The sequence below is a fragment of the Bacillus sp. NEAU-CP5 genome (genome assembly GCF_026420705.1).
GTDB lineage: Bacteria > Bacillota > Bacilli > Bacillales > Bacillaceae > Bacillus > Bacillus velezensis.
Window position 1 is genome coordinate 447396 of sequence record NZ_JAPMOV010000002.1, and the last position, 25680, is coordinate 473075.

Sequence of the window (25680 nt, forward strand, 5' to 3'; positions counted from 1 at the left end):
CTCCTTACTCAGCTTTTACAAGAAATAGAGGTTGTCCGTATTCGACCAGCTGGCCGTTTTCAACTAACACTTCAACGATTTCTCCTTTTACTTCGGCTTCAATCTCGTTAAAGAGTTTCATTGCTTCTACGATACAAACAACTGTATTTTCGCTCACTTTTGAACCTTGGTTTACGTAAGGGCCGGCTTCCGGCGATGAAGAAGCATAAAACGTTCCGACCATCGGAGACGTAATTTTGTGCAGGTTTTCGTCTTGTTTCGGCGCTTCCTGAGCAGGAGCGGCTTCACGCGCTTCCGGTTTTGCAGCCTGCGGAGCAGGTGCGTAAGCGGCGGGAACGGCTTGGGCTTGTCCCGTTACATTCACTGCCGGCGCTTCATTTTTTTTCAGTTTGAGGCTTACGCCTTCAATTTCGTAAACAAATTCGTCGATGGAAGATTCATCGATTCTTTTTATCAGTTCGTGAATTTCGTTGATTTTTAACATCAGTTTCCACTCCTATGTATAAAAAATAGAAATTTATGGGTTGCTACTAAAAGTACATACTATGTTTATCTTACAGGAGCGCTTGTGTAAATTCAACACTGATCTAAAATGACATCAGAAAAGCCCGCAGCGGGTGCGGGCGGTTCAGGTCTCTTACTTTGTCGGTTCAAACGTGACGGCGACGTCTTTCATCGTCTTGATTTCTTTTTCCACCAGGTCAATGATAGCGGAAGCTTTTGCGTTTGAATGTTTGTCAGACATGACGGTAATGTTGATTTTGTCTCCTTCAGCATCCACGAGCGCATCTTTGTAGCCTTGTGTTTTAATCAGCGTTTCCAGCTGTTTTTCCGTCCCTTCAGCATTGCTCAGCGCCGTCATTTTATCGTAGGCTTCGCTTTTTTCCTTTGCGGTCGCATCATCGCTTGAAACAATGCTGTTTAACTGTTCCCTTTCTTTGCTTCTTGCGTCTTCAAGTTCCATACGGTATGCGGTAAATAAGTTTTCATCAGCTGTTTCTGTGGCGACCGATCCGTCTTTGTCCGATGCTTCGGCTGATGTTTCTTTATCCTCTTTTGTGCCTTTAGAATCTTTCGTTCCTTTTGTTCCGTCTTCTTTTTCCGTACCGCTTCCGCTCTTATCTTTCGTTTCAGGAGCCGGCGTTTTTTCAGCGGCGACTTCTCCGCTGCTTTTTTCGCTTTTCATCTGCACGGCATTTTTGCTTTCCGGCGACATAATATAATAAACACTTAATACCACGACGAGACTGAGCATTGTTAAAAGCCAAACCGTTTGTTTTTTCAGCATGATTTATGAATCCTCCTTGATTTTTTTAGGGGCAACCGCTACACGGTAGCTCGGAACATCAAGCACCCTTGTGACGGCATCAATGATGGTTTTTTTTATTTGAACGTTGTCCACTCCCTGAGCGACAACGAGTACACCGCGGATATCGGGCTTTTTCGTCTGGACGACGACCGGGGTTTCCTGGTCCCCGTTTCGAATCATGACAATTTGTTCTTCAGAGGTTTGATCGGTTACGCTTCTTTTGCCGCCTTCTTTATCGGTTTCTTCAGTGGTGGTGTCTTTTTTCGTTTTATTTTTCTCAAACACTTTCAAAGATGTTGCGTCTACGTTTACGACAATTGAGACATCCTCCACGCCGATAATTGTTTCAAGGATTTCTTTCAGCTGGTTTTCATAGTCTCTTTCGTAATCATCGATCGTGGTTTTGGCGCTGCCGTCTTTCGATGCCTTAAAAACGGGTGCGCTTTTTTGCCCGCTTTTGTCTTCCGTTCGGCCGGACATGACGGTCTGCGCCGTTTGGTCCTTCCCGGTTTTCTCCGGTGAAGAGAACAGCTGGCTGACCAGCATAAAAGATACCCCGAGCACAAATACGAACAGAAAGTAATGATATTTTGTCAGTTTTGGTTTTTCTCCGTCTTTCGCCTGTCCGATCATCAGCTGTTTTTTGAGTATGGTCCATAGTCCGTTTTTATTCATGGCCGTTTTTCTCCCCGCCTTCCATATAAACCGTAATTTTCTCACTGCCGATTTCCCATATATCCGCAAGTTTTTCTTTGATGTCTGCGGCCTCTTTTTTGTCGGCTGCGCCTTCCGGTTCGTATTTGCGGTCTGTGCGGATGTCGATCGGTGCGACGGTTTGCACGGTTTTTTCAGAAGATGGGGCCATATACACGCTGATCGTTTTTACATCTTCTTCTGAACGAACCTGTTCTTCCGCTTTAAGGCGGATGTCGTCTATTTTGTATTCGTCATGACTGAACATCTCCTCCGCTTTCTTTTTTAGTTGGACAGCCATTTCTTCTAAAACATATGCGCGGTTTGATGCTTGTATTTCTTTTTTTTCTGATTTGATTTGATTTTTTATATCAGCGGATTGAGATTGCTCTTGTTTTGTCAAATAATCGAAGATGATTTCCGGGTCTGTTTTGAAAAGTTTGAATATCGGGTTGAGCATGACAATGATTAACAGCAGACTGACAACCATCTTTGCGTATTTTTGCATACTGGAGCTGGGCAGCAGCATGTCGATGACGATGGCGAATAAGATAAATAAAATAATGCTTGTCAGCCATTCTGTTAAAAAGCTCATATCCAATGGGCCTCCTTTATTTCATCATCATGGTGAGGTTGCCTGCTGTAATAATGACTGTGATGCTGAGGAAAAACATGAGAGAGACAATGGCGAGCGCCGCGAAAATATACAGTACGCTTCTGCTGATGACACCGAGACACGTAATGACGGGCCCGCCTCCGAGCGGCTGCAAAATAGCGGCCGCGAGCTTATAAATAAAAGCGAGCGAGAGCACTTTGATCGCCGGAAACGCGGAGATGCAGATCAAAATTCCGACTCCGAGGATTCCCACAGTGTTTTTTAATAGGAGCGAGGCGCTGATGACCGTATCCGTCGCATCCGTAAACATCCGGCCGAGCACGGGAATAAAATTGCCTGTTATAAATTTTGCAGTCCTGAGCGTAATCCCGTCCGTCACGGCAGCCGAAGCCCCCTGTACGGAGATGACGCCGAGAAACACGGTGAGGAATACGGCAAGCGCGCCGATCGCGATATTTCTGAGCAGATTGGCAAGCTGCGTGACTTTATATTGATCCGTCATCGTGCTGACGATGCTTAAAATCGCTGACAGGAAGATAAGCGGCATGACGATGTTTTGAATGAGAAGGCCGCTCGTATTCATCAGAAATAAAATAACGGGGTGAAAAAAAGCTGCGGAGACGGCTCCCCCGGAAGACGCCAAAAGCGCGAGTAAAAGCGGGATGAGCGCGAGAATGAAGCTTGTCATCGTCTGGATCGCTTCACTGGCATAATTGACGGCAACATGAAAGCTGTTTAAAGCGAGAATAATCAGCACCATGTAGACGATTGCATAAGCCACTTTGCTGACGGTGCTCTGCTGGAACGCATTTTGCAGGAGCTGCAGAATGACACAAAAAATGGTAAGAAGAATCAAAGTTCCCAGAAGCTTTCCGTTTGCGAGCACTTCATGAAACAAGTATGAAAATAAAGCCTTCAGCCATGCCTCCGGTGAGAACGTTTTTTCACCGTTAATAAAGTCGATGATGCTTCCCTTTTGGCTTTCAGGCAGAAGACCGCCGTATTCTGTCATGATGTCGTCCCAAAACTTTCCGATGCCTTCTGTTTTCAGCGCTTCGGCCTGCTTTTTCGCCACTTCATCAGCGGATTCTTGGTGAACTGCGGTTTCCTGCGACGCACCGTCTGTTCCGGCAGCTTGTACACATTCAGTCTGAAAAAATAAGAGGATGAACAAAAAAGCTCCCGCCCACCGAAAGCGCTTCATTTTTTGTGCCCCCCTTTCCATTTTATTATGATCATGAAGGAATAAGTCCGAGAATCGTTTCAATAATGACGGTGAGTATCGGCACGGCCATTACCAGTATCAAAATTTTTCCGGCCAGCTCTATTTTCGAAGCAATTGCTCCCTGGCCCGCATCCTTTGTAAGCTGCGCTCCGAATTCAGCGATGTAGGCGATGCCGATAATTTTTAAAATGGTTTCCACATAGACCATATTGACATTTGCATTGACGGCTATTTTTTCTATCATTCTGATAATGTCGTAAATCTGGTCGATGAGATAAAGAAAGATCACGCAGCCGCTGAAGACGACAATCATAAACGCGAAAGTCGGTTTCTGTTCTTTTACGATCAGGGAGAGAAATGTGGCGATCAGGCCTAAACCTACAATTTGAACAATCTCAATCTGTAAGCCCCCCTATCCTTGGAATAGAAACACAGCTTTGATCTTTTTGAACAGGTCATCGACAATCGTCGCCACCATAAATAAAATATAGATAAAGCCAAGCAGCGTCACCCACTGGGCGTATTCTTTTTTTCCCATTTGATCAAGTATGGTGTGCAGAAACGCAACCACGATACCGACTCCGGCGATTTGAAAAATGACATTTACGTCGACTCCCATTTTATGTTTGCTCCCCTCATGTTTACATCAATAGAAGAATGAGTAACAGTCCGGCTAAAAATCCTAAGCTTTTCACCATTTTTTCATTTTTCGCCTGCGCCCGTCCGGCATCCGCTTCCGCCGCTTCCAAATGTGTAAGCGCAAGCTTGATATGTTTCTGCTGAGAAACACGGTCATGGAGCCCGAGCGTCTCTCCGAATTGCTTCAGCACATCATATTCGCTTTTTTTCATCGCCATGGAAGGCCAGTTATGTTTCAAGCTCTGTTCCCAAGCCGTTTTGGCGGAATCACTTCCCTGCTCAAGCCTTCTGCTGAAAGCTTGAAACAGTAACGATACAGGTTTGGAAAGCTGTGCGGCAATTTGTCCCGAGGCGGTATGCAGCGGTGTATGCCCGAACATGATTTCCGCTTCAAGCGATTGGAGCGCCGCGCGCAGCTGGCGGATCTGCCTCGGCCTTTCAATATACATTTTGGCGATCTCAAATCCCGTCCATGTCGTCGCTGTCAGAATAAACACGGCACCCAAAAGCTTCAGCATGTCATCACGCTTTCAGCATGCGGAACAGGTTCCCCGTCCTTTCCGTACATCCTGCTGATCGTTCCCGGACCGCGGCGCCTTGACAGTTCAACATACCGGTCAAACACGTTTTCCTCCCAAAGCATTTTCAGCGACGGCCTCTTTACCAAGTCTTTCATGTCCCACCCGTGCGCAGATACGATAACAGATACGCCCGCATGGAGCGCCTCCAGCAGCGCTTGTGAGTCTTCCATTCTCCCGATTTCATCCACAATTATGACATCAGGACTCATAGAGCGAATCATCATCATCAGCCCTTCCGCCTTCGGACAAGCATCAAGGACATCGATTCTGCGGCCGAAACTGTGCTGGGGAATGCCCCGCAGGCAGCCGGCAATTTCCGACCGTTCATCTACGATACCTGTCTTTTTCGCCGGAATGCGTTTTGATCCGGTGCTGGAAAGCCGGGCCAAATCACGAAGCAAGGTCGTTTTCCCCGTTTGCGGAGGACCGATGATCAGCGTGTTCAGCCAGTTTTCTTTCCATAAGAAAGGAATGAGCGGTTCTGCGATTCCCAGCTTCTCCCGGGCGATTCGGATATTAAAAGAAGTAATATCCCGGAGTCCTTTGACAGCTCCGTTTTCGACGATGACTCTTCCGGCCAGCCCCACACGGTGGCCTCCTCTGATTGTGATGTATCCTTTTTTCAGCTCTTCTTCCAGCGTGTACATACTGTAATTGCTGAGCCGGCTGAGGATCAGCTGTGCGTCGCCGGCCGTGCACACATATGACAAATACAAAGGTTGTCCTTTTCGGATCAATTCAACCGGCCTGTCGACGCGGATTCTGATTTCTTCTGTATCCCGCCTCGCTTCTTCGGGCACGGCGGAGATGGCATCTCTCAATAATTCAGGGAGAACCTCTGTAATTTCATTCAATAGAGTCTCCTCCTTTTTTACCGATTGGCTTCTTTAAAATGTATGATCCGGGACAGACTTTATGACACCCCGCCCTCTATTTATGCACACCGGCCAAAATCAGCACCACTCCCGCAAAAATCAATATTAATTTTGCATATGAGAGCTGTCCGGCAATCTGATAAATGCCGATCGTCATCGTGATGATAAAGATCAGCGGCCCGACGATTGCCAAAATACTATTCACCACAACCGCTTTTCTGATGTCGTTTGTCAAAAGCATGATAATAGCGGCCGATAATTCAATGAGCGAGGACAAAACTCGTAAACCGGCCATCGTTAAAACAGTAGAATTGATTGAACCAAACAAAAATTTCATTGCAATCCCCCAACTTCAAGCATTTTGTTACACTATATGCTCTAGCTGACGGAAGTAGTCTCACTATTTTCATATAGAAGAAAGATTCTGAGGCAGAACGCAAAAAAAGCCTGCCCCGTAAAAGGAGCAGACTCCGAATTTCTTTGACTACGCTCTTGACACGTAAGAGCCGTCTGATGTATTTACAACTAGCGTATCGCCTTCGTTCACGAAGAACGGTACGTTTACGACAAGACCTGTTTCCGTTTTGGCAGGTTTTGTGCCGCCTGACGCCGTGTCGCCTTTAATTCCCGGCTCTGTTTCAACAACTTTCAGTTCAACTGTGTTCGGCAGTTCAATACCGAGCGTTTCAGACTGATACATCATGATGTGCACAGACATATTTTCCAGAAGATATTTTAATTCTTCTTCGATTTGGTTTTCGTTCAATTCAAGCTGTTCATATGAGCTTGTATCCATGAACACGTGCTGATCGCCGTTGGCATAAAGATACTGCATCGTTTTTGTTTCGATTTGCGCTTTCGCGACTTTTTCACCTGCACGGAATGTTTTCTCCTGAATAGCGCCCGTGCGCAGGTTACGCAATTTAGAACGGACAAATGCCGCTCCTTTTCCCGGCTTTACGTGCTGGAAGTCAACGACGCGCCAAATGCCGCCGTCTACTTCAATCGTTAGTCCTGTACGAAAATCGTTAACTGAAATCATGTTTGATGTCCTCCTATATTCCGATCACAAAATAATTAATTCTTTAGGGGAATGCGTAATTGTCCGGTTGCCGTCCTCAGTGATGATGATATCATCTTCGATTCTTGCGCCCCCAACATCCGGTATGTATATGCCCGGCTCGACCGTTACCGCCATGCCCGGCTCAAGAACGGCCGATGACCTGAAAGACAGCCCCGGTGATTCATGGACTTCCATTCCGAACCCGTGTCCTGTCGAATGGCCGAAATACTGTCCGTAGCCTTTTGCGGTGATGTGATCCCTCGTCAGGGCGTCCGCTTCTTTTCCCGTCATGCCGGGTTTAATATGCAAGACACCAAGCGCTTGGGCATCGTATACGACCTGATAAATCTCTTTCAGTTTATCACTTGGCTCTCCGACCGCGACGGTGCGTGTGATATCAGAACAATAGCCTTTATAATAAGCGCCGAAATCGAGCGTGACCAAGTCTCCCTTTTCAATCAATTTGCCGCTTGCCACTCCGTGGGGAAGGCTGGATCTGACTCCCGAGGCGACGATCATATCAAAGGAAGAGCCGTCTGCTCCTTGACGTCTCATATAAAATTCAAGCTCGTTTGCAACTGAAATCTCTGAGATGCCCGGTTTGATAAACGTCAGAATATGTTCAAACGCATCATCCGCAATCTTCGCAGCTTCCTCTAATATCTTAATCTCTTCACTTGACTTAATCAAGCGCAACTTTTCAACGGAATCCGCGACGGGAACCATCTCCGCTTCCTGCAGCACAGCTTGGTAGGATGCATATGTTCCGTACGTCATGCTGTTTTGCTCGAAGCCGAGTTTTTTAATGCCGTACTCAAGAATCGTATCCGCAGCCGTTTGGATTAAGCTTCCGCCGTGCTCGATAATGTCAAAACCCTTCACTTGCGTCTTCGCCTGCTCGGTGTAACGGAAATCCGTGATAAATGCCGCACGTTCTTTCGATATGACCGCAAGGCCTGACGAACCCGTAAATCCCGTCATATACTGCAGATTGGCGGAGCTTGTCACAAGCATTCCGTCTATATCCAGCTGACCGAAAAGATTTCGCAATTTCTCAAGTTTCATTCCCTTTCTCCTCCTCGCCGATTCTTGACTGCCGCCTGACAACGCGGGAGCATCCCCGCTCGGTTTTCAGCATAAAAAATGTTCACTTCTCGTGAACATTTTACCATACCGGACAGGGATTATACACTTATTCACTTGTTGCCAAGCGCCCTTGCAAGCTTGTCTGACGTAAGTTCATTGTAGTTGAAGGAAATTGAGTAGCCGACAAACAAACCGTACAGAATGTAAAGGCAAAGCGTCGTCACGATTGTATCTGATTTCAATTCAGTGACGGATTTCACATCTTCGAAAATCGGATTGAATAAGAAAAAAACCGCACACCATAAAATGATGCCGTACACCATCCCCGGCCACATGGTTTTAAAACGCTTCAGGCACACGAAATAAATGAACGCTCCGGCAATTGAAATCAACCCGATGACAACGATGCTGACCATCGTGCCGAGCCATTGTTTTTTCCATTCTCCGATCATAAACGGCTGAAGAATCATGTTGGGGCTGATCTCTGAAAAATGAAAGACATACCCGAGATAGCCGATCAAACTCCAAAATACACCGCCGGCAAATCCTATACCGCAAATTCTGCCGGTAAATGAAACAGGCTGCTGATCATCATCCTGCTTCTTTTTTTCTTCCTGTTCTGAATGTTTTTCGCTTGTCATCATGGCACCTCCAGTCATAGACTGCCCCAAAATTGAAAAGTCATAAAAAGCTGCGCCATATTTTCATTCAATGAGTAAATTCTAAAAAAACGGGGTATACTGCATGTAGAAAAAGCATTGATTTTCCGGCTGTCTAACTAGAGGTTTACCGAGGTTTCCTGTACAATAGAGTGAAAGGAAATGGTTAGTAAATCCTAAGAAAACAGGCAGGTTGATAAACAATGTCCAAACAAAAAACGCCCCCTGCATACGGCGGGCAGGCTGTCGTTGAAGGAGTCATGTTCGGCGGCAGAAAAAATTATGTTACCGCCATCCGGAGGAATGACGGAAGCATTGATTTTTTCAAGCTTCCGAGAGTGCCGAACGCCAAGCTTTCGGCTTTAAAAAAGATTCCTTTTTTGCGGGGAATCGTCGCCATCATTGAGGCGAGCGCCAACGGCACAAAGCATTTAAACTTTTCCAGCGAACGTTACGGGCTTGATCCTCAAGATGACGCCAAGCTGGAGCAGGAAGATAAGAAGGGTTCGGGCTTATCGATGTTTTTCAGCCTGGCGGTGATCGGCGTTCTGTCGTTTTTGTTCAGCAAATTCGTTTTTACGCTCGTCCCGGTCTTCTTAGCGGAGCTTGTAAGGCCCGTATTTTCCTCAGACGCCGCGCAGATCGGAATCGAAAGTCTGTTTAAGCTTATTCTGCTTCTCGGCTACATTTATTTTTTATCAATGACGCCGTTAATTAAAAGAGTGTTTCAATATCATGGAGCCGAACATAAGGTCATAAACTGTTATGAACAGAATTTGCCAATTACAATAGAAAATGTTCAGAAACAGTCACGGCTTCATTACCGTTGCGGTTCAAGCTTTATTTTATTTACGATCATTGTCGGCATGTTCATCTATTTACTCGTTCCGACAGATCCGCTTTGGGTGCGGATTTTAGACAGGATTGCGCTTATACCGGTCGTTCTCGGCATCTCCTTTGAAGTGCTCCAGCTGACGAACAAAGTGCGGAATATCCCCGTTTTGAAAGTGCTCGGTTATCCCGGCCTGTGGCTGCAGCTTTTAACGACAAAGGAACCGGCGGATGACCAGGTCGAGGTTGCCATAGAAAGCTTTAACGAGCTTCTCAGACTGGAAGACATTTCAGAACAGAGCGAAAAGCCGTCTCACAACGTAATCTGAACCGTTACCGTTATTATTTTGGAGGTGGGCAGTTATGAATCATCGTGTACAACCTTTTTTTGCTGTATTGATAGCGCTTGGCGCATTCGGTTTCATTTATGCGGCGGTAACCAACCCCGGGCAGATGATTTCAAGAGCGATCACCGTTATTATCGCAGGCATCATTATTTATTTTATCGTGAGGACGGTCCTGAACCGCCGCACCGGCCGTGATGGAACCGCTTTCACAAAAGCGGCCAGACAATCGCGGCTCCGAATGAAGGAGCAAAAAGCGAAGCACCGCGCCGGACACAGAGGCCGGGTCAGCCATTTGCGGAGCGTGCCGAGCAGCAGCAGACCGAAGCCGATGATTCTTAAGAAAAAAAGCCAGACCCAGCTTACCGTCATAGAAGGTAAAAAGAATAAAAAGAAAAACAGAGCGCTTTTTTAATAGCTCCATTGCTTCAAAAATTGCTCTGTTCTGCTTTTTCCTAGCTCAATGAGAGCTAGTTTTTTTTGCGGTGTGAGATGAAACTCCGTCGCCATCACATGTTCCACCGGAATAAAAATAATATTCTGTTCGTACTTTGTCGCGATATGCCTGGCATCATGAGCGTCTTTCATCGTTTCAAACAAAGCCCCGAACAGCTCAAAAGCGTTGCGGATTGATTTTTTCGGGCGCTCTTTTTCGTTGGGCGAAAGCGAAATTCCGATGACCGGCCGTTTGCGTTCTTTTGAATACAGCCAAATCGGGAAATTGCTTAACACGCCGCCGTCAACGACCGTCGAGGTGCCTTTTTCGGTCTTCAGTTTTATCGGTTCAAAAAAATAAGGAATGCTGCAGCTCATTCTGACGGCTCTGGCAACCGGGAACATCTCCGGATTTAATCCGTAGCGGGGAAGATCGTCAGGAAGCACGATCATCGTTCCGTTCGTCAGATCTGAAGCGATGAGACGGAGCGAGCCTTTTTTCAAATCGCCGAACGCGATGATGCCCTTCGCTTTTAATTTATCCGCAATCCATTTTTCCAGCATATCGCCTCTGTATAGTCCGAGGCGCCAATATATCGATACCCACCGCAGGATTTTCAGCGGGAGGAATGAGTATCTCTGATCAAGCAATTGCCTTCCGTCCACCTCGTCTATGATGGAATGAACCTCTCTGCTCGTATAGCCCGCAGCGATAAATGCAGCAATAATTGCGCCGGCGCTTGTTCCGGCGAGCCTTTCAAAGCGAAAGCCCTTTTCTTCCAGCGCTTCATAAGCGCCGGCAAGCGCCACCCCTTTTATCCCCCCGCCCGAAAATACGCCGTCAATCTGCATAGCGCGCCCTCTCCCTTCCATCTCAAGGTGTATTATTATTTTAAGAAACGGCTGGGCGAAATAGACCAAAGAATGAAGACATTAAAAAAAGGGCGCCCCATTTCGGGCTGCCCTTTATTCACCGGGATTTTCGGTTTTTTTCTGTACGGATTTCAATTCTTTTTTCCGGCTTTCGTCATCTTCGAAATACTGAACGAGGTCGCCGATACGGTCAATGCTGTTCCAGCTCAGATGATGTTCGATTCCTTCAACATCATTGTAAATCTTCTCTTCATCAACACCAATGATTCTTAAAAACTGCTCAAGCAATTCGTGTCTGTATACGAGCCGTTTGCCGATCTTTTTGCCTTTTGACGTCAATACGAGCCCGCGATATTTTTCATAAATCAAATACTCGTCTTTATCTAGTTTTTGAACCATTTTCGTTACAGAGGAGGGGTGGACTGCCAAAGCTTCCGCGATATCAGAAACCCGTGCATATCCTTTTTCTTCTATCAGCATATAAATCTGTTCAATATAATCTTCCATACTTGGTGTTGTCATAAGTAACCCTCCCAAAAAGCACCTTAACTTTATAAACCATTACAAGTTTACACTAACGGTCATGAAAAAACAAGGATGCTTCCGGTCTGTCAAGCCTTATCAGCGCTTATAATTCCATTCATCAGACGCGTATTTCGTCTCAGCCAGCTCATTGACAAATGCAAGCTCTTCAGACGTGAGTGTGTAAGGCTCAAGATGAATGTTCAGCCCTTCCTCAAAACCGGCTTTAAAAGCGATTCTGGCCTCATCCATCGTTACCCGTTTCGGCGCTAAGGCGTTGATGGCTACCGCTTTGTTTTTGAAATTCCGCTGCATGCGTTCACGGACTCTGTCGCTCGGATATAAAAACAGATCAAACAGCTTATCCTCATCAATGTCAAGCAGGATGGAACCGTGCTGAAGAATGACGCCTTTTTGGCGTGTCTGTGCGCTTCCGGCAACTTTCCGTCCTTCGACGACCAGTTCATACCACGAAGGCGCATCAAAGCAGACGGACGAGCGCGGATTTTTCAAGCTTTCTTTTTCTTTCTCCGTTCGCGGAATCGCAAAGCAGGCATCAAGTCCAAGGTTTCTGAATCCCTGCAGAATACCTTCTGAAATCACCCGGTACGCCTCTGTCACCGTGGCCGGCATTTCCGGGTGATCCTCTGAAACGATTACGCTGTATGTCAATTCTTTATCATGCAGAACACCCCGTCCGCCTGTCGGTCTTCTGACAAACCCGAGGCCGTGTTTATGTACTGCGTCAAAGTTAATTTCCTTCTTAATATTTTGAAAATACCCGACAGACAAAGTTGCCGGATTCCAGCCGTAAAAACGGATCACCGGAGGAATTTTTTTTTGGCTGTGCCAATATAAAAGCGCTTCATCCAGCGCCATGTTAAATGCCGGGCTTTCATTCCCTGAGTCAATAAACCGCCATGTTTCTTTTTCCATACACTGAACCCTTCTTTATCGTTTTAATAAAATCAGTTTAACAAACTGCCTTGAAAATGAAAAATATTTCGTTTCATTAAGGATGACAATCGCTTCATGCTTTACTATAATAGTATTTGTCCCAAAACGTCCGGTAAGCCTTGTTTTCAGGAAGCAGGGTTTTATTTTATAAGCTAAAGGAGTAGAATCGCATTGTCTAATATGATTGCTTTAATTATTGTTGCGGCGTTTATCGTTTATATGATCGTGTCGTATTTTTACCAGCAGCGTTTAATGAAAACACTTACGGAAGAGGAATTCCGCGCGGGCTACAGAAAAGCGCAGCTGATTGACGTCCGTGAACCGAATGAATTTGAAGGCGGCCATATTCTCGGCGCGCGCAACATTCCGCTGTCACAGCTGAAACAGCGCAAAAGTGAAATCCGTCCTGATAAACCCGTTTATCTGTACTGCCAAAACAATGTCCGCAGCGGACGCGCGGCACAGACGCTCCGCAAACACGGCTGTAAAGACATTTACAACCTGAAAGGCGGATTTAAAAAATGGGGCGGAAAAATTAAAGCAAAAAACTAATCATAAAAAAGAGCTGTCCGTTTTATACGGAAGCTCTTTTTTTACACCGTGTCAGCGGCTGATGTCAGGTGTATGTTCGTACTTTAAAACCGGCTTTCTTGCCGCCTTGGTTTCATCCATTCTTTTGACAACTGTTGTATGCGGCGCCTCCTGAACGATTTCAGGCGATTCCTCCGCTTCCCGCGCAATTTGAATCATGGCATCTATAAACGCATCAAGCGTTTCCTTTGATTCCGTTTCCGTCGGTTCGATCATGATGCTTTCTTCAACATTGAGAGGAAAATATACAGTCGGCGGATGATAGCCGAAATCCAAAAGCCGTTTGGCAATATCAAGCGTTCGTACGCCAAGCTTTTTCTGCCTTCTTCCCGATAACACAAATTCATGCTTGCAATGACGGTCATACGGGAGATCATAATAAGGCGCGAGTCTTCTCATCATATAATTTGCATTTAAAACCGCGTGTTCGGTCACGGCTTTTAAGCCGTCAGGCCCCATGGAACGGATATACGTGTAGGCTCTGACATTAATGCCGAAGTTGCCGTAATAAGGTTTTACGCGCCCGATCGACTGCGGCCGGTCATAGTCAAAAGTCAAACGGCCCTCTTTTTTCGTGAGAACGGGTTTCGGCAGATACGGAATGAATTCTTTTTTCACTCCGACCGGCCCTGAGCCAGGTCCTCCCCCGCCGTGCGGCCCGGTAAATGTTTTATGCAGATTAAGGTGAACGACGTCAAATCCCATATCTCCCGGTCTTGCTTTACTTAACACGGCATTTAAATTCGCTCCGTCATAATAAAGCTTTCCGCCGGCCTGATGGACGATTTCAGCCATTTCCGTAATGTTTTCCTCAAATAACCCGAGGGTGTTCGGATTCGTCAGCATCAGCGCCGCTGTTTCTTCATTTACCGCTCTTTTCAAATCTTCAATGTCAACCAGCCCGTGCTCATTTGACTTGACGGTAATCGTTTCAAAACCGGCGACCGTGGCGGATGCCGGATTCGTACCGTGGGCTGAATCAGGGACAATCACCTTCGTCCGTCCGAAGTCTCCCCGCGCTTCGTGATAGGCGCGGATCATCATCAGGCCGGTCCATTCGCCGTGAGCGCCCGCCGCAGGCTGCAGCGTTACCTCGTCCATGCCCGTAATCTCCTCCAAGTGTCCGCTTAAATCGTATAAAAGCTCAAGCGCCCCCTGAACAGTATCCTCGTCCTGAAGCGGATGAATAGCGGAAAAACCTGCGAACCGGGCAATTTTTTCATTTAATTTCGGATTGTATTTCATCGTACAGGAGCCGAGCGGATAAAAGCCTGAATCAACTCCGTGGTTTCTCCTAGAAAGAGCGGTATAATGCCGCATAATATCGAGCTCTGATACTTCCGGCAGCTTTGCGTCTTCATCGCGGATATAGTCACCGGGAAGAAGGCTTTCAAGCTCTGTTTCCGGCACATCAAGCTCCGGAAGGCTGTAACCGACACGCCCTTCGCGGGACATTTCAAAAATAAGCGCCTGATCTTGATTATTCATGTTGATCCCCCAATCCCGCAATAAGCGAATCGATCTCTTCTTTTGTTCTCAGCTCTGTGACGGCAATGAGCATATGCTGATTCAGTTCCGGAAACGCAAGGCCTAAGTCATATCCGCCGATGATGCCGTCTTGCAGGAGCCGCCGGTTTGCTTCCTTGACGGGAAGATTCAGCCTGACGGCAAATTCATTAAATATCGGGCCGTCAAATGCTACGTGTAAGCCGGCTTTTTCCGCTTGGCGTCTCGCGTAATCAGCTTTCAATATATTTTGGCGGGCCATGTCTTTGACGCCGTTTTTTCCGAGCGCCGTCATCGCGACTGAAGCCGCTAAAGCATTCAGCGCCTGATTTGAACAAATGTTAGACGTGGCTTTGTCTCTTCTGATATGCTGCTCGCGCGCCTGAAGAGTGAGAACAAAACCTCTTCGCCCGTTTTCATCCTCCGTTTGGCCGACAAGCCGGCCCGGCACCTTTCTCATCAGTTTTTTCGTTACTGCAAAATAGCCGCAGTGCGGGCCGCCGAACGCCGCAGGTATGCCGAAAGGCTGCGCGTCCCCGACGACGATATCAGCTCCGTATGCCCCGGGCGGTGTCAAAATACCGAGCGCGAGCGGGTTTGAAGAAACAATCAGCTGGCTGTTTCCTTTATGTGCGAGCGGCTCAATGTCCTTTAACGGCTCGATTTGTCCGAAGAAGTTCGGATACTGGACGATCACGGCGGCCGTTTCATCACAAACGGCATGTTCCAATGCTTCAAGATCTGTGGCGCCGTTTTTCGCAGGCACCTCTACAACCTCAATATATTGGCCCTTTGCGTATGTTTTCAAAACATCCCGCGATTCCGGATGAACGGCTGCGGAAATGACGATTTTTTTCTTTTTCGTATGGCCTGACGCAAGCATCGCCGCTTCCGCCAGCGCCGTTCCCCCGTCGTACATAGAGGAGTTTGCGATATCCATTCCCGTTAATTCACAGATCATCGTTTGAAATTCAAAAATCGCCTGCAGCTCTCCTTGTGAGATTTCAGGCTGGTAAGGTGTATATGCCGTGTAAAACTCTGATCGGGATATCACATGATCGACGATAATCGGCTGGTAGTGATCGTACACTCCTGCCCCCAGAAAAGATGCATATGTAACAGCGTCTTTATTTTTCGCCGCAAGCTTCGTCAGCTCTCTCGTCAGCTCAGTTTCTGACTTTGCTTGTTTAATTTGGTAGTCTTTTTGAAACCGTACATTTTCCGGAATATCGGCAAACAGTTCATCAATTGTTTCTGCGCCGATGGCTTTCAGCATTTCTTTTTTATCCTGTTCTGTCGCGGGCAAATATCGATGCTTCATATGACTCTCCTTTTTCAGCTCTGTTTTGGACGTTTATAAAACGGTGTGCGGACAATCTTCGCTTTTACCGTTTTTTTACGGATTTCCACTTCTACTTCCGTTCCGACTTCACTGAATTCCGTTTTGATTAAGGCAAGGCCGATATTTTTCTTTAAAGTCGGAGATTGCGTGCCTGTCGTGACTTCACCGATCGGAACACCGTCTTTTTTCACGGCGTACCCGTGTCTCGGAATCCCTTTTTCAATCATCTCAAGTCCGACCAGCTTTCGCGGGGCTCCTTTTTCTTTCTGTTCGCGCAATACTGATTTCCCGAAAAAATCGGAATCTTTCTTGTGTTTCACGGCAAATCCGATTCCGGCTTCAATCGGTGTAATATCTTTCGTCAATTCCTGACCGTATAAAGCAAGCTTCGCTTCAAATCTCAGCGTATCACGGGCGCCGAGGCCGCACGGAACGAGGCCTTCATGCTCTCCCGCTGCAAGTATCTCCTTAAATAGATGAACTGCATCTTCATTGCGGCAATATAACTCAAACCCGTCTTCACCGGTATAGCCTGTTCTTGAAAGCAGGACTTGTCGTCCGGCAACGTCCGCCCCATCAATAAACGTAAACGGCTTTAAGGAGGACAAATCACATTCAGTCAGCTTCGCAAGAACCGACTGAGCATTCGGCCCCTGAACGGCAAGCAGTGAAATCCCGTCAGACTGATTCGTCAGCGTGACATCGCCTTCCGTATGTTCCGTCAGCCAAGCGATGTCTTTTTCAATATTAGACGCGTTAATCACGAGCAGATAACAGCTCTCGCTTTTCTGATAGATCAGCAAGTCATCGACCGTACCGCCGTCAGGATAACACATGGCGGTATAGAGCGCGTTTCCCGGCTTTAAATCGGCAACGTCATTTGTCATCATTTTTTGGAGAAAAGACAGGGCGTCTTTACCGGATACTTCGACTTCCCCCATATGGGACACATCAAACAGGCCCGCTTTTGTGCGGACGGCTTCATGCTCCTCTTTAATAGAAGAAAATTGAACCGGCAGCTCCCATCCTCCAAAATCAATTGTTTTTCCGCCGTATTCTTTATACACGTCATAAAGCGGTGTTCGTTTCAGCATCATCTTCCCCCTTCAGTCATTGGCGCATTGTAAAAACATATAAAAAAGGACAGAGAAACACCTCATGAAAATGAAGGTTTCTCTGTCCCGGCACCTGAAAGTTTACTTTATGAACATATCATAAAGACGTCCCCTTTGGTGGCCTGCTTCTTCTAAACGCAGACACTCTCCAGAGTTGCGTCGAGCAAGAGTTCTTTTGCCTGAGAGATTCACTCCGCAGTTTGCTCCTTCGGCGCCCGGACGCCCATCTTTCGTCCGAGTCTCTCCCCTTGCTGTCATTCGCTCATATTTACCAATTTTATGGACATACTAAAGCAATATCTTTTAGTGAAATCATTACTTATATCCTACCACCCTCACTTACGTCCGGCAACAAAAATTATGATAAATCAGTTTTTTAAAAGAAAGGCGGTTTTGTTACATATGACAGCAGAGATCATATTTGATGCAAACTGGCCGGGAGAGTTTTCTGAGCGGCTGAAAACGGACGGTCCCTGGTCAAATTGGGAGATGTACAAATTGTCGGCCGAAGTCCAGCAGACCCTTGCCATTCCTGAATTTGAAGGATTGAGGGCTCCTTTATACCTTCCCGATTTCACTCCGCTTCCCCATCAGCTTGAGGTCGCGCAGAAAGTCGTTGAAAAAATGAACGGCAAGGCGATTTTGGCTGATGAAGTGGGGCTCGGAAAAACGGTGGAAGCGGGCCTGATTTTAAAAGAATATATGATTCGCGGGCTGGCCAAAAAAATCCTGATTCTTGTGCCGGCATCACTCGTTTCCCAGTGGGTGAAAGAGCTTCAGGAGAAGTTTTTAATACCCGCTGTTGAACAGAAAAAAAGCTATGTGTGGGAACAGTGCGATATCGTCGTTTCTTCTATTGATACGGCCAAACGCTCCCCTCACAAAGACATTGTGCTTTCTATTCCGTATGATCTCGTCATTATTGACGAGGCGCACAAGCTCAAAAACAGCAAAACGAAAAATTATGAATTTGCGAGAAGTCTTGTGAAGAAATACTGCCTGCTTCTGACGGCGACGCCGATTCAAAACCGAATCGAAGAAATCTTCAATTTAGTGTCACTGTTAAAACCCGGCCATTTAGGAAACGAAAGCGGATTTCAAGAAACCTTCAATCGGAAGGACGGGATTGACGCTCATGAGCATTTGAAAGAGCTCGTCAATAAGGTAATGATCCGCAACACGCGGAGCGACACCGGCCTTACATGGACGAAGCGCCATGTGGAAACAGTGCCGATCACCTTTTCACCGACGGAACAGGCGCTTTACGATGACATCGTCGCACTGAAAAACGGCACGGAAAAGCCCGCCAGCGCATTTTCCATTATGACGCTGCAAAGAGAGTGCTGTTCAAGCAGGGAAGCCGTGTATATGACGCTCAAAAAAATGCTTGACCAAAAAGACAAACAAGCGCCCGCATTCGATGATCAGACGATCGCTAATTTAATGGACCGCATTAATCAAGTCACGCAAAACTCAAAAGCGATTCAAGTTGTTGACTTGATCCAAAAGATTAATGATAAAGTCATTATTTTCACTGAATACAGGGCGACACAGATTTACCTGCAATGGTTCCTTCAGCAGAACGGCATAAGCTCCGTTCCGTTCAGAGGCGGATTTAAACGCGGAAAAAAAGACTGGATGAAGGACCTCTTCCGCGGCAAAGTGCAAGTGCTGATCGCTACAGAAGCCGGAGGCGAAGGGATCAACCTGCAATTCTGCAACCATATTATCAATTATGACCTCCCGTGGAACCCGATGCGGCTTGAACAAAGAATCGGAAGGATTCACAGACTCGGTCAGGAAAGAGATGTCCATATCTACAATATGGCGACAAAACATACGGTGGAAGAGCATATCTTAAAACTTCTGTATGACAAAATTCATTTATTTGAAAATGTCGTCGGAGAATTAGATGACATCTTAACAAAAATCAAAGTGAGCAATTTCGAAGACCATTTGCATGATATTTTATGCCATTCGCTGACAGAGGAAGAAATGAGAATCAAAATGGACAATCTCACCTCTTTTCTGTCGTACGGTACGGAAAAGCCCGCCAGAAAAAAAGGATCTTAATCTAAAAGGAGGAAGCGCGACATGAGACAGCAGGGGGTTCACGAATTTTTACTGCGCTTTTTTGAAGCGAACCACTGTCCGATTACAGAACACGGGCCGGGTTTTATGACGGTTCAGTTGACGGTCGAGATGGACAAACAAATTATGAACCGCCCGTTTTATTGGCATTGGCGTGAAAAAACGGGCGGCGAACCGAACCCGATGAAGATTACGTTCATCACTGATAAAGAAACGGCTCCGGAGGATATGGACGGCGAATTTATTTACTTTGGAGCCCCGCGCCTCTTTCAAATCTTTCAAGCAGTTAAACAAAATGGGAGATTTACAAGAATATATGAGAAAATTGTATCAGCCGGAGCCAGAGTTCCGCTTCAGCCCTGGCTTGGATTAAATGTAGTGATTTCATACCAATCCGACATGAAAAAAGACAGACTTTTGTCTTTAGGCCTGCATCTTGTTTCTGGAACCATTATAGAAGGGTTTCAGCAGAAGCTTGCACCGCTTCCGCTGACCTCGCAAATATCAGACTATTGCTTTACCATATCGCCGATGATTAAGCCGGAAAGCGGGATTAAAAGGATGGAGCATTACTTAAAAGACGCTGCCGCCAAAGAGCCGTCAGCCTGGGCTGACAGCGCGATCGCCAGATGGAAAAAGGACCTCAGGCTGCTCGATCAGTTTTATGAGCAGACAGAGGAAAAACCTGAGGAATACCATTTGGAAAAACAAGCGCTGAAAGCCTTATATCAGCCGAAAATTCACATTCAGATCGAAAACGGCGGTTTATTTTTCCTGCAAAGTAATTTTTCTGGATAAGCGTTATCCATTCGACACCTTTCCCGTTTTTTCTGGAAATTCTATATTATAATAAAAGTATATAGAAAAAATTTCTGGCGTTTCGCATGCGATGAATCACTTCCAGACATGTAAAGAAAAGGTCATGGGCGGATTGGCTGAAATACATAAACAAGTATTTTAGGAGGAGAAAATGCATGAAAAATGCAAAAATGGAATTTTCGCAATTAGATAAGGAATGGGTTGAGCTGATATTAGAAGCCCAAAAAGCAAATATCAGCCTAGAAGAAATACGCAAATACCTGCTTTCGAATAAAAAGTCTTCTCAACATATCCAGGCAGCCAGAAGTCATACCGTAAATCCTTTCTGAATGTGCTATAATATCACAAGGAAGGTGATGACATTGATTGGCCAGCGTATTAAACAATACCGAAAAGAAAAAGGCTACTCACTATCAGAACTAGCTGAAAAAGCTGGGGTAGCGAAGTCTTATTTAAGCTCAATAGAACGAAATTTACAGACGAACCCCTCCATTCAATTTCTCGAAAAAGTCTCCGCTGTTCTGGACGTCTCGGTTCATACTTTACTTGATGAAAAACATGAAACCGAATACGATGGTCAATTAGATAGTGAATGGGAGAAATTAGTTCGCGATGCAATGACATCCGGGGTATCAAAAAAACAATTTCGTGAATTTTTAGATTATCAAAAATGGAGAAAAGCGCAAAAAGAGGAGTAGTGCCGCCATATGTGCACAACTCCTCTTTTAACTGTCCGACTTTCGGATTAGTTTTTATCCTCACTGTGAGCCTTTTCATTTTCCTTGACGTAACCGTCTTTATCCGTATGATCTTTCGTAATGGTCAAGCCGTTCCATTGCGTTGCTTCAAAAGAGAATTGAAGAGAAATCGCATTGCCTTGGAACTTGTTTTGCACACTTAATCCGTCCGCAGTTTTAGCGGTGTCATTTTTAAATTTGATTTCCATTCTCACCTGATCATAATCAGCAGGCGTTTTCGGAACTCCGTCGTACTCAGGAGCTGTTTTGCCGTTAATGGTTGCTACATTGACTTTTCCGCTCTCACTCAAGAATTTCGGATCAATGTGCTTGCTGATCGCTTCGGCAGCTGCTTTATCCTGTTTTGTTGACATTAAGTATAAGTCTTTCAGGCTGGCCGCCTTCAAAATGATATTTTTAGGATAGCCGTTGCCCCCTTCTTTACCGACTGTCAGAACCGTAATTTCAAACTGACTGAGGAAATCCTCCGCAGATTCATTTCCTTTCTTTGCTCCTTTAAAGTCAGTAAAATTCAAAGCCATCAGCACTTCTTTAATGGCAAGTGAACCGTTGTTTCTGAATTCGAAATCTTTCGTCAATTTATCGCCTGGTTTTAAGTTTGACAAATTGACATTGGCTGATTGTTCTTTGGCCGATAAATCAAGTGTTCCTGATGCAAATGTAGCGTCTGTCGACTTCACATCATTAAATGCGGCCCATGTGCCTCCTCCTACTAATGCTAAACCGAGTGCGGCTGAGGCAACGCCCAAGCTTAATTTCTTTTTCATACCCATGTTTGTACTCTCCCCTTACTTTTTAGTTTTGTTATCAAATCCTGTCGCCAGGTTGCAACCGTATTCATGTAGAGATGGTTCCCTTTTTCGCATGTTCTTCCAGCGCTTTCGTTTTCCGCTCAATATCGCGAAGGGCGCTGACAATGACTGTTATGGAGTAAATCAAAAGCATGACGCCGGGAACGATTAACAGAATCGCCGTTCCGATCGGCTGGCTTGCCAAATGGATGACATATCCGGCATACGGAAGCTGATATCCCGTATACTGGGCCGCCACTTTTTCAGCTTGAACGGGTGCGGCATCCGGGGCGGCATTATGATCCCCTTTTGTCTCAAACAGCAGGTTCCCGTCCTTTTTTGTGATCCCGATTATTCTGTGTGTGACGGCTGTTCCGTCATCTTGCGTAAAGGTGATCACATCCCCTTTTTCTAAGTCATTCACGTCAGAAATTTTCTTTACCGCTATGAGCGAACCCGTCTTAAATTCCGGGTCCATTGAACCCGACAGCACGGATTTCAGCGTGTAGCCGAAGATGGCCGGCTCACCCCCGGAAGCCCGGGTCGAAATCACCGTTAACGTCAGCACAATAATCAAGCTGAAGATGACGGCATACAAAATATTACTGATCAGTTTCAGCGTTTTTTTCATGTTCTTCCCCGCTTTCTTTTACCGGCTCTGCCGGCTCTTTCTCCGTTTTATTTAGATCGGAAACGGTCGCCTGTTCCCGGCATTTGACGAGTTTCATCGGTTTTGACCACTCAAATTTTTCTTCGTCCGCCGGATACCCTTCAGGCTTGTAAACCTTGAATGCGTATATGCCCGGCTTCAAAGACCGCTTTGACTCAATTTTATAAATCGTTTTGCTTTTTTTATCAGTAATAAGCCCTTTATCCACAACATTGCCGTTTCGTAAAGGCTGCTGCTGAGAAGCGATTTTATGGAGCTCCCATTTCCAGTCAGAAACAGTCCGCTCTTTTCCCTTATTCTCCAGCTCGGCATAGAGTTGAAGCGGCGCACACACGGTGCCTGACGTATCAGTTTGATTTGTTATATGTAAATCACTTTGATCCCAGCGTTCGTCATAACGGCAATCGTCATCCGTATATTGAAAATCTCCGCACGTTTGAACCGGGAGACTGAAGCTTTTCACATCATTGAAGGAGGAACTTGTATCACCTGTGAAGTGAGCACATATCGTCACAGACAGGCAAAAAATGAACGAAAGCCGTAAAAATAGCATCATCCGCCATCTCACCTTGCCCTTTTTTTCCATTCGCAACAATCGGAACATGCCTTACCCCCTGTAAAACTGTTAATAAATATGACAACCGTTCTCTTTAAAGAACTGTATGAACAAAGTATAATCAAGGATTATCGTCTTGAAAAATGTCAAAATCGGTCAAATTGTTCGTTTTTAAGAATGGTATCTTTCAAAAACATCGTTTTGCTTCAAATTACACACCTTTTTGGAATTTTTTCTAATAAAACGTGAGAAAATAACGAGGTGCTTAGAACAAAATGGAAAGTATATACAGCGAAAGGACGAAGAATGATGATCAAACAAAGTCTGATTTGCCTTTCTCTTCTTGTTTTCGGGGTTTCAGGAACAGCTCAGGCGGAAACGGTGCCTTATTATGCTGTTCACCATCAATCAAAATGGGAAAAGTTAGCAGAAAAAGAAGCTAAAAAAAGATATCCGCTCGCCCAAACGTTATTTATTCAAAAGGTGTGGGATCGGAAAAGAACGGACGAAGCAGTCAAGCAATACCACTTGACATTGCGGGATGGCGCAAAAGAATTTGGCGTGTTTGTTACGATTTCTTTTAATCCCTACAGCCAAAAGGTAAATAAAATTGCCGTCATTGAGGAATACCAATAAGGCCCTCCTGTATCAGGAGGACCTTTCGTGTGATTCAACTTTATTTTTTCCGCTGCATCCACAGCTTAAAACTGTACGGCAATATTCCGAACCAGTGCTGAGAAGCCGGCACTTTCTTTTCTTTCCGCACTTCTTTTCGCTCTCTCCGTTCCTGTTTCGGCGTATCGAAATATTTAACGAATTGCTCAGTCATATATTTTACATAATCATTTGTTTTCACGGCTCTCACCTCATAGTGCTGTCTTTACTATGAAGTGTTGTCCCGCCGCCTCTTTTTTATACTTCCGTCCATTGAATCAGCTGTTTCTTCTTCTGATCGAACAAAAGGTGAGCCTCCCGTCTCGTACCTGTCGTGGTTTCCGTCTGAATTATAACCTGAACCGTTTCCCGGCGATCACTCCCCGTGATGTGAAAAGAAACGGTGCCATACGGAAAACGCTGTGTACCAGTTCGGGCCTTTTGTCCCTGTGCCATATGACGGCTTGACAGCAGCGCGCCGTTTTGGAGCAGGTTCTCTCCGATCCAGTACTCCCCTGCCTCTTTTGCAAATGTTTTTCGGGTGATGAAATCAGATGAAGTATAGCTGATGACAAGTAAAACTGCGGCAGAAACAAACAGAACCGCGGGATATATAAAACCGTCAGATTTGTACATTTAATCACCTTTAAAAGAGCTGTAAACCGGAATGACCGCCTGATTCTTTTTACCTGCAACGCTTGAGATCTCTAATAAGATCAGGCCGTTTTTCACATCAGCCGTTAATGATGCCGCGTTTTGCAGGATCGGCACGTGGCCTTTTCCGTTTACTCTTTTCCTTATCATCTTATGATAAATTTCAAAACGCACTTCTTCGCCTCCTGTTTTCCGGCATGCTAACGCCCGTCCGCCGTCCGCCGGCTTCACAGTCTCGGCCTGTTTACATTCGTTCATGATCTGCTGAACGGCAATTTGATGCTCCCTGCTGTCTAATCCGCCGTTATTGGCCCGGTTTGATAAAAACAGATGTAAAATCGGGCCCAGGGTTCCTGATAGGAAAAGACAGACTGCTAAGGAGAACAAAACATTAAGAAGCGTAAAGCCAGTCTGTTTTGAGAATACTGAGGCACATTTCTTTTTCGCTGCGGTCAGCCGCACACACTTTGTAATACTCACCATCCTCCTTCCACTTCACATCGGGAGACGGCGGCTTTTTTCCGGTCATCATATAAGTGCTGATATGTTTCTGAAGAAGCTGGTACGCTTCCTGGCGATCTTCTATTTTCAGACCATCTGTCAGCATGTCCGTCCAGACCGGAATGATAGACGTCATAAGGCACAGCCAAATGGCCATTGCTGATAGTGTTTCAATAGTAGAGAACCCCTTATTTCCGTTTAGCATGGACATTTCCGCTCCCTAAGTAAACTGTTATCTCATAGGTGAACCCGGCGCTCTTCAATTGAATCTTTCCTCCCGAATTCGGATGGCCTTTTTCGTTAAATTCAAGGCTCTCCGGTAAAGTCACAAGTGTAATATGAAGCGAATCAAAAGAACGCTCGACAATCCTTCCGCCTGACTGCAGTTTGTATTTATGCTCTTTTGGAAGAAAAGTGATTTTTGTTCTTTTATGTTCTGCGATAGCCGTTTCCTGAGCAAGCTGAATATCTTTTTGGAGCTGTTCTGTTTTTTGCCGCACGGCAAGGTGGGTGCAGACCGGCGGAACCGTCGTGAACAAAACCGTCAGCAGGACGGACGCCAGGCTTAACACAATCAGGCTTTCAAGAAGGGTAAACCCATTTTCTGTCCGCCTGTTATTGTTCAACAGTAACTTCTCCGCCACTAATTAAGATCTGTTTACCATTCGGGCAGGCTGTATTCTTTTTGATATACCCCTCTGATTGTAAATCGTTCATATCCGGCATTTTACCTTCATGATCGATTTCGTACGCCGTCACTTGGGCTTTCACCATATTCTGCAGTCCTTCACAGCCTTTATGCTGAATGCTTTGATTATGTTTTGTAACGTTAGGAATGGTAATTAAAAGCAGAATGGAAACGATAAATAAAACGATCAGCATTTCAATTAAAGTAAATCCATCTTGATTTTTCAGACGAAGCAC

General features: G+C 45.8%; 36 protein-coding genes and 1 riboswitch. Of the genes, 8 read left to right on the forward strand and 28 right to left on the reverse strand.

Going from position 1 to position 25680, the window contains the following annotated elements:
- Positions 1-4: 4 nt before the first annotated feature.
- The 13 genes from accB to OTK50_RS07325 form a co-directional block, all read right to left on the reverse strand.
- Positions 5-484, reverse strand: coding sequence for an acetyl-CoA carboxylase biotin carboxyl carrier protein (gene accB / locus OTK50_RS07265; protein ID WP_007612510.1), 480 nt, complete (start codon positions 482-484; stop codon positions 5-7).
- 153 nt (positions 485-637) lie between these two features.
- Positions 638-1288, reverse strand: a complete 651-nt coding sequence (locus OTK50_RS07270; protein WP_130570798.1) for a SpoIIIAH-like family protein — start codon at positions 1286-1288, stop codon at positions 638-640.
- A gap of 3 nt (positions 1289-1291) precedes the next feature.
- Positions 1292-1984, reverse strand: a complete 693-nt coding sequence (gene spoIIIAG, locus OTK50_RS07275; RefSeq protein WP_014418358.1) for a stage III sporulation protein AG — start codon at positions 1982-1984, stop codon at positions 1292-1294.
- Entirely contained in the window at positions 1977-2597 is a 621-nt protein-coding gene (gene spoIIIAF / locus OTK50_RS07280) for a stage III sporulation protein AF (RefSeq protein WP_044802570.1), read from the reverse strand. Before spoIIIAF ends, spoIIIAG begins: the two co-directional genes overlap by 8 nt.
- Before the next feature lie 16 nt (positions 2598-2613).
- On the reverse strand, positions 2614-3822 hold the full coding sequence (gene spoIIIAE, locus OTK50_RS07285) for a stage III sporulation protein AE (RefSeq protein WP_003153145.1): 1209 nt from the start codon (positions 3820-3822) through the stop codon (positions 2614-2616).
- 31 nt (positions 3823-3853) lie between these two features.
- Entirely contained in the window at positions 3854-4243 is a 390-nt protein-coding gene (gene spoIIIAD / locus OTK50_RS07290) for a stage III sporulation protein AD (protein WP_071392571.1), read from the reverse strand.
- A gap of 12 nt (positions 4244-4255) precedes the next feature.
- The gene (gene spoIIIAC / locus OTK50_RS07295) at positions 4256-4462 is read right to left on the reverse strand and encodes a stage III sporulation protein AC (RefSeq protein ID WP_003153142.1); all 207 of its coding nucleotides are present in this window, start codon (positions 4460-4462) and stop codon (positions 4256-4258) included.
- A 22-nt stretch (positions 4463-4484) separates the two neighbouring features.
- Entirely contained in the window at positions 4485-5000 is a 516-nt protein-coding gene (gene spoIIIAB, locus OTK50_RS07300) for a stage III sporulation protein SpoIIIAB (RefSeq protein ID WP_032874046.1), read from the reverse strand.
- Positions 4994-5917 carry a stage III sporulation protein AA gene (gene spoIIIAA, locus OTK50_RS07305; protein WP_221663812.1) on the reverse strand — a complete coding sequence of 308 codons (924 nt, stop codon included), beginning with the start codon at positions 5915-5917 and terminating at the stop codon, positions 4994-4996. Before spoIIIAA ends, spoIIIAB begins: the two co-directional genes overlap by 7 nt.
- A 76-nt stretch (positions 5918-5993) precedes the next feature.
- Positions 5994-6275 carry a YqhV family protein gene (locus OTK50_RS07310; protein ID WP_003153124.1) on the reverse strand — a complete coding sequence of 94 codons (282 nt, stop codon included), beginning with the start codon at positions 6273-6275 and terminating at the stop codon, positions 5994-5996.
- A gap of 147 nt (positions 6276-6422) precedes the next feature.
- Positions 6423-6980, reverse strand: a complete 558-nt coding sequence (gene efp / locus OTK50_RS07315; protein WP_003153123.1) for an elongation factor P — start codon at positions 6978-6980, stop codon at positions 6423-6425.
- Positions 6981-7004: 24 nt separating this feature from the next.
- On the reverse strand, positions 7005-8066 hold the full coding sequence (locus OTK50_RS07320) for a M24 family metallopeptidase (protein ID WP_007612522.1): 1062 nt from the start codon (positions 8064-8066) through the stop codon (positions 7005-7007).
- A 131-nt stretch (positions 8067-8197) separates the two neighbouring features.
- Positions 8198-8728: a YqhR family membrane protein gene (locus tag OTK50_RS07325; RefSeq protein WP_060562606.1), complete on the reverse strand. Its 531-nt coding sequence runs from the start codon at positions 8726-8728 to the stop codon at positions 8198-8200.
- Positions 8729-8949: 221 nt separating this feature from the next.
- Here OTK50_RS07325 and OTK50_RS07330 point away from each other — a divergent pair, with 221 nt between their 5' ends.
- Positions 8950-9906: a DUF1385 domain-containing protein gene (locus tag OTK50_RS07330; protein WP_064107142.1), complete on the forward strand. Its 957-nt coding sequence runs from the start codon at positions 8950-8952 to the stop codon at positions 9904-9906.
- A gap of 34 nt (positions 9907-9940) precedes the next feature.
- The gene (locus tag OTK50_RS07335; RefSeq protein WP_221663814.1) at positions 9941-10336 is read left to right on the forward strand and encodes an SA1362 family protein; all 396 of its coding nucleotides are present in this window, start codon (positions 9941-9943) and stop codon (positions 10334-10336) included.
- On the opposite strand, the gene OTK50_RS07340 is transcribed toward OTK50_RS07335, so the two are convergent.
- The 3 genes from OTK50_RS07340 to OTK50_RS07350 all read right to left on the reverse strand — a co-directional run bounded on the left by OTK50_RS07340 (position 10333) and on the right by OTK50_RS07350 (position 12687).
- Entirely contained in the window at positions 10333-11208 is an 876-nt protein-coding gene (locus OTK50_RS07340) for a patatin-like phospholipase family protein (protein WP_012117971.1), read from the reverse strand. The genes OTK50_RS07335 and OTK50_RS07340 overlap by 4 nt on opposite strands.
- A 114-nt stretch (positions 11209-11322) precedes the next feature.
- Positions 11323-11751 (reverse strand): transcriptional regulator MntR, encoded by a 429-nt coding sequence (gene mntR, locus OTK50_RS07345; RefSeq protein ID WP_007408338.1) that lies wholly within the window; start codon positions 11749-11751, stop codon positions 11323-11325.
- A 99-nt stretch (positions 11752-11850) separates the two neighbouring features.
- Positions 11851-12687, reverse strand: coding sequence for a lipoate--protein ligase family protein (locus OTK50_RS07350; RefSeq protein WP_003153114.1), 837 nt, complete (start codon positions 12685-12687; stop codon positions 11851-11853).
- 192 nt (positions 12688-12879) lie between these two features.
- On the opposite strand from OTK50_RS07350, the gene OTK50_RS07355 reads away from it, so the two are divergent.
- Entirely contained in the window at positions 12880-13260 is a 381-nt protein-coding gene (locus tag OTK50_RS07355) for a rhodanese-like domain-containing protein (protein ID WP_007408335.1), read from the forward strand.
- A gap of 51 nt (positions 13261-13311) precedes the next feature.
- Here the strand turns inward: OTK50_RS07355 and gcvPB are convergent, their stop codons facing one another.
- From gcvPB to gcvT, 3 genes are read right to left on the reverse strand one after another with little or no spacing between them, the layout of a single operon-like run.
- Complete coding sequence (gene gcvPB / locus OTK50_RS07360) at positions 13312-14787, reverse strand: aminomethyl-transferring glycine dehydrogenase subunit GcvPB (RefSeq protein WP_221663815.1); 1476 nt, start codon at positions 14785-14787, stop codon at positions 13312-13314.
- Positions 14780-16126, reverse strand: a complete 1347-nt coding sequence (gcvPA, locus tag OTK50_RS07365) for an aminomethyl-transferring glycine dehydrogenase subunit GcvPA (RefSeq protein ID WP_221663816.1) — start codon at positions 16124-16126, stop codon at positions 14780-14782. The genes gcvPB and gcvPA overlap by 8 nt, the downstream gene beginning before the upstream one ends.
- Positions 16127-16140: 14 nt before the next feature.
- On the reverse strand, positions 16141-17241 hold the full coding sequence (gcvT, locus tag OTK50_RS07370; protein ID WP_045208234.1) for a glycine cleavage system aminomethyltransferase GcvT: 1101 nt from the start codon (positions 17239-17241) through the stop codon (positions 16141-16143).
- A 178-nt stretch (positions 17242-17419) separates the two neighbouring features.
- Positions 17420-17520, reverse strand: a riboswitch (glycine riboswitch).
- A 144-nt stretch (positions 17521-17664) separates the two neighbouring features.
- On the opposite strand from gcvT, the gene OTK50_RS07375 reads away from it, so the two are divergent.
- The 4 genes from OTK50_RS07375 (at position 17665) to sinR (ending at position 20870) form a co-directional block, all read left to right on the forward strand.
- A complete protein-coding gene (locus tag OTK50_RS07375; RefSeq protein ID WP_038459170.1) occupies positions 17665-19335 on the forward strand; it encodes a DEAD/DEAH box helicase in 1671 nt (556 codons plus the stop codon).
- Between the two features lie 21 nt (positions 19336-19356).
- Positions 19357-20151, forward strand: coding sequence for a YqhG family protein (locus tag OTK50_RS07380; protein WP_221663819.1), 795 nt, complete (start codon positions 19357-19359; stop codon positions 20149-20151).
- A 176-nt stretch (positions 20152-20327) separates the two neighbouring features.
- Positions 20328-20501 carry an anti-repressor SinI gene (gene sinI / locus OTK50_RS07385; protein ID WP_007612543.1) on the forward strand — a complete coding sequence of 58 codons (174 nt, stop codon included), beginning with the start codon at positions 20328-20330 and terminating at the stop codon, positions 20499-20501.
- Positions 20502-20534: 33 nt separating this feature from the next.
- Entirely contained in the window at positions 20535-20870 is a 336-nt protein-coding gene (gene sinR, locus OTK50_RS07390; protein ID WP_003153104.1) for a transcriptional regulator SinR, read from the forward strand.
- A gap of 47 nt (positions 20871-20917) precedes the next feature.
- Here sinR and tasA read toward each other — a convergent pair whose 3' ends face one another.
- The 3 genes from tasA to tapA form a co-directional block, all read right to left on the reverse strand.
- Positions 20918-21703: a biofilm matrix protein TasA gene (gene tasA, locus OTK50_RS07395; RefSeq protein WP_044802563.1), complete on the reverse strand. Its 786-nt coding sequence runs from the start codon at positions 21701-21703 to the stop codon at positions 20918-20920.
- 64 nt (positions 21704-21767) lie between these two features.
- Entirely contained in the window at positions 21768-22352 is a 585-nt protein-coding gene (gene sipW / locus OTK50_RS07400; protein WP_015240205.1) for a signal peptidase I SipW, read from the reverse strand.
- Positions 22324-22995, reverse strand: coding sequence for an amyloid fiber anchoring/assembly protein TapA (tapA, locus tag OTK50_RS07405; protein ID WP_266121850.1), 672 nt, complete (start codon positions 22993-22995; stop codon positions 22324-22326). The genes sipW and tapA overlap by 29 nt, the downstream gene beginning before the upstream one ends.
- Before the next feature lie 258 nt (positions 22996-23253).
- Here tapA and OTK50_RS07410 point away from each other — a divergent pair, with 258 nt between their 5' ends.
- Positions 23254-23583, forward strand: a complete 330-nt coding sequence (locus OTK50_RS07410; protein ID WP_038459175.1) for a DUF3889 domain-containing protein — start codon at positions 23254-23256, stop codon at positions 23581-23583.
- Between the two features lie 40 nt (positions 23584-23623).
- On the opposite strand, the gene OTK50_RS07415 is transcribed toward OTK50_RS07410, so the two are convergent.
- The 6 genes from OTK50_RS07415 to comGC are packed head-to-tail and all read right to left on the reverse strand — an operon-like array spanning position 23624 to position 25680.
- Positions 23624-23803, reverse strand: coding sequence for a YqzE family protein (locus OTK50_RS07415; RefSeq protein ID WP_003153093.1), 180 nt, complete (start codon positions 23801-23803; stop codon positions 23624-23626).
- A gap of 56 nt (positions 23804-23859) precedes the next feature.
- The gene (gene comGG, locus OTK50_RS07420) at positions 23860-24237 is read right to left on the reverse strand and encodes a competence type IV pilus minor pilin ComGG (protein ID WP_266121851.1); all 378 of its coding nucleotides are present in this window, start codon (positions 24235-24237) and stop codon (positions 23860-23862) included.
- Positions 24238-24738: a competence type IV pilus minor pilin ComGF gene (comGF, locus tag OTK50_RS07425; protein ID WP_266121852.1), complete on the reverse strand. Its 501-nt coding sequence runs from the start codon at positions 24736-24738 to the stop codon at positions 24238-24240.
- Positions 24647-24961 (reverse strand): competence type IV pilus minor pilin ComGE, encoded by a 315-nt coding sequence (comGE, locus tag OTK50_RS07430; RefSeq protein ID WP_266121853.1) that lies wholly within the window; start codon positions 24959-24961, stop codon positions 24647-24649. Before comGE ends, comGF begins: the two co-directional genes overlap by 92 nt.
- The gene (gene comGD, locus OTK50_RS07435; RefSeq protein ID WP_007612572.1) at positions 24945-25382 is read right to left on the reverse strand and encodes a competence type IV pilus minor pilin ComGD; all 438 of its coding nucleotides are present in this window, start codon (positions 25380-25382) and stop codon (positions 24945-24947) included. The genes comGE and comGD overlap by 17 nt, the downstream gene beginning before the upstream one ends.
- A complete protein-coding gene (gene comGC / locus OTK50_RS07440; protein ID WP_003153087.1) occupies positions 25372-25680 on the reverse strand; it encodes a competence type IV pilus major pilin ComGC in 309 nt (102 codons plus the stop codon). Before comGC ends, comGD begins: the two co-directional genes overlap by 11 nt.

Bases quoted from the DNA above. Each gene is read 5' to 3' on its own strand.
- accB (WP_007612510.1), bottom strand. From the start codon at position 484: ATGTTAAAAATCAACGAAATTCACGAACTGATAAAAAGAATCGATGAA.
- OTK50_RS07270 (WP_130570798.1), bottom strand. From the start codon at position 1,288: ATGCTGAAAAAACAAACGGTTTGGCTTTTAACAATGCTCAGTCTCGTC.
- spoIIIAG (WP_014418358.1), bottom strand. From the start codon at position 1,984: ATGAATAAAAACGGACTATGGACCATACTCAAAAAACAGCTGATGATC.
- spoIIIAF (WP_044802570.1), bottom strand. From the start codon at position 2,597: ATGAGCTTTTTAACAGAATGGCTGACAAGCATTATTTTATTTATCTTA.
- spoIIIAE (WP_003153145.1), bottom strand. From the start codon at position 3,822: ATGAAGCGCTTTCGGTGGGCGGGAGCTTTTTTGTTCATCCTCTTATTT.
- spoIIIAC (WP_003153142.1), bottom strand. From the start codon at position 4,462: ATGGGAGTCGACGTAAATGTCATTTTTCAAATCGCCGGAGTCGGTATC.
- spoIIIAB (WP_032874046.1), bottom strand. From the start codon at position 5,000: ATGCTGAAGCTTTTGGGTGCCGTGTTTATTCTGACAGCGACGACATGG.
- OTK50_RS07310 (WP_003153124.1), bottom strand. From the start codon at position 6,275: ATGAAATTTTTGTTTGGTTCAATCAATTCTACTGTTTTAACGATGGCC.
- efp (WP_003153123.1), bottom strand. From the start codon at position 6,980: ATGATTTCAGTTAACGATTTTCGTACAGGACTAACGATTGAAGTAGAC.
- OTK50_RS07320 (WP_007612522.1), bottom strand. From the start codon at position 8,066: ATGAAACTTGAGAAATTGCGAAATCTTTTCGGTCAGCTGGATATAGAC.
- OTK50_RS07325 (WP_060562606.1), bottom strand. From the start codon at position 8,728: ATGACAAGCGAAAAACATTCAGAACAGGAAGAAAAAAAGAAGCAGGAT.
- OTK50_RS07330 (WP_064107142.1), top strand. From the start codon at position 8,950: ATGTCCAAACAAAAAACGCCCCCTGCATACGGCGGGCAGGCTGTCGTT.
- OTK50_RS07335 (WP_221663814.1), top strand. From the start codon at position 9,941: ATGAATCATCGTGTACAACCTTTTTTTGCTGTATTGATAGCGCTTGGC.
- OTK50_RS07340 (WP_012117971.1), bottom strand. From the start codon at position 11,208: ATGCAGATTGACGGCGTATTTTCGGGCGGGGGGATAAAAGGGGTGGCG.
- mntR (WP_007408338.1), bottom strand. From the start codon at position 11,751: ATGACAACACCAAGTATGGAAGATTATATTGAACAGATTTATATGCTG.
- OTK50_RS07350 (WP_003153114.1), bottom strand. From the start codon at position 12,687: ATGGAAAAAGAAACATGGCGGTTTATTGACTCAGGGAATGAAAGCCCG.
- gcvPB (WP_221663815.1), bottom strand. From the start codon at position 14,787: ATGAATAATCAAGATCAGGCGCTTATTTTTGAAATGTCCCGCGAAGGG.
- gcvPA (WP_221663816.1), bottom strand. From the start codon at position 16,126: ATGAAGCATCGATATTTGCCCGCGACAGAACAGGATAAAAAAGAAATG.
- gcvT (WP_045208234.1), bottom strand. From the start codon at position 17,241: ATGCTGAAACGAACACCGCTTTATGACGTGTATAAAGAATACGGCGGA.
- OTK50_RS07375 (WP_038459170.1), top strand. From the start codon at position 17,665: ATGACAGCAGAGATCATATTTGATGCAAACTGGCCGGGAGAGTTTTCT.
- OTK50_RS07380 (WP_221663819.1), top strand. From the start codon at position 19,357: ATGAGACAGCAGGGGGTTCACGAATTTTTACTGCGCTTTTTTGAAGCG.
- sinI (WP_007612543.1), top strand. From the start codon at position 20,328: ATGAAAAATGCAAAAATGGAATTTTCGCAATTAGATAAGGAATGGGTT.
- tasA (WP_044802563.1), bottom strand. From the start codon at position 21,703: ATGGGTATGAAAAAGAAATTAAGCTTGGGCGTTGCCTCAGCCGCACTC.
- sipW (WP_015240205.1), bottom strand. From the start codon at position 22,352: ATGAAAAAAACGCTGAAACTGATCAGTAATATTTTGTATGCCGTCATC.
- tapA (WP_266121850.1), bottom strand. From the start codon at position 22,995: ATGTTCCGATTGTTGCGAATGGAAAAAAAGGGCAAGGTGAGATGGCGG.
- OTK50_RS07410 (WP_038459175.1), top strand. From the start codon at position 23,254: ATGATGATCAAACAAAGTCTGATTTGCCTTTCTCTTCTTGTTTTCGGG.
- comGG (WP_266121851.1), bottom strand. From the start codon at position 24,237: ATGTACAAATCTGACGGTTTTATATATCCCGCGGTTCTGTTTGTTTCT.
- comGF (WP_266121852.1), bottom strand. From the start codon at position 24,738: ATGGTGAGTATTACAAAGTGTGTGCGGCTGACCGCAGCGAAAAAGAAA.
- comGE (WP_266121853.1), bottom strand. From the start codon at position 24,961: ATGCTAAACGGAAATAAGGGGTTCTCTACTATTGAAACACTATCAGCA.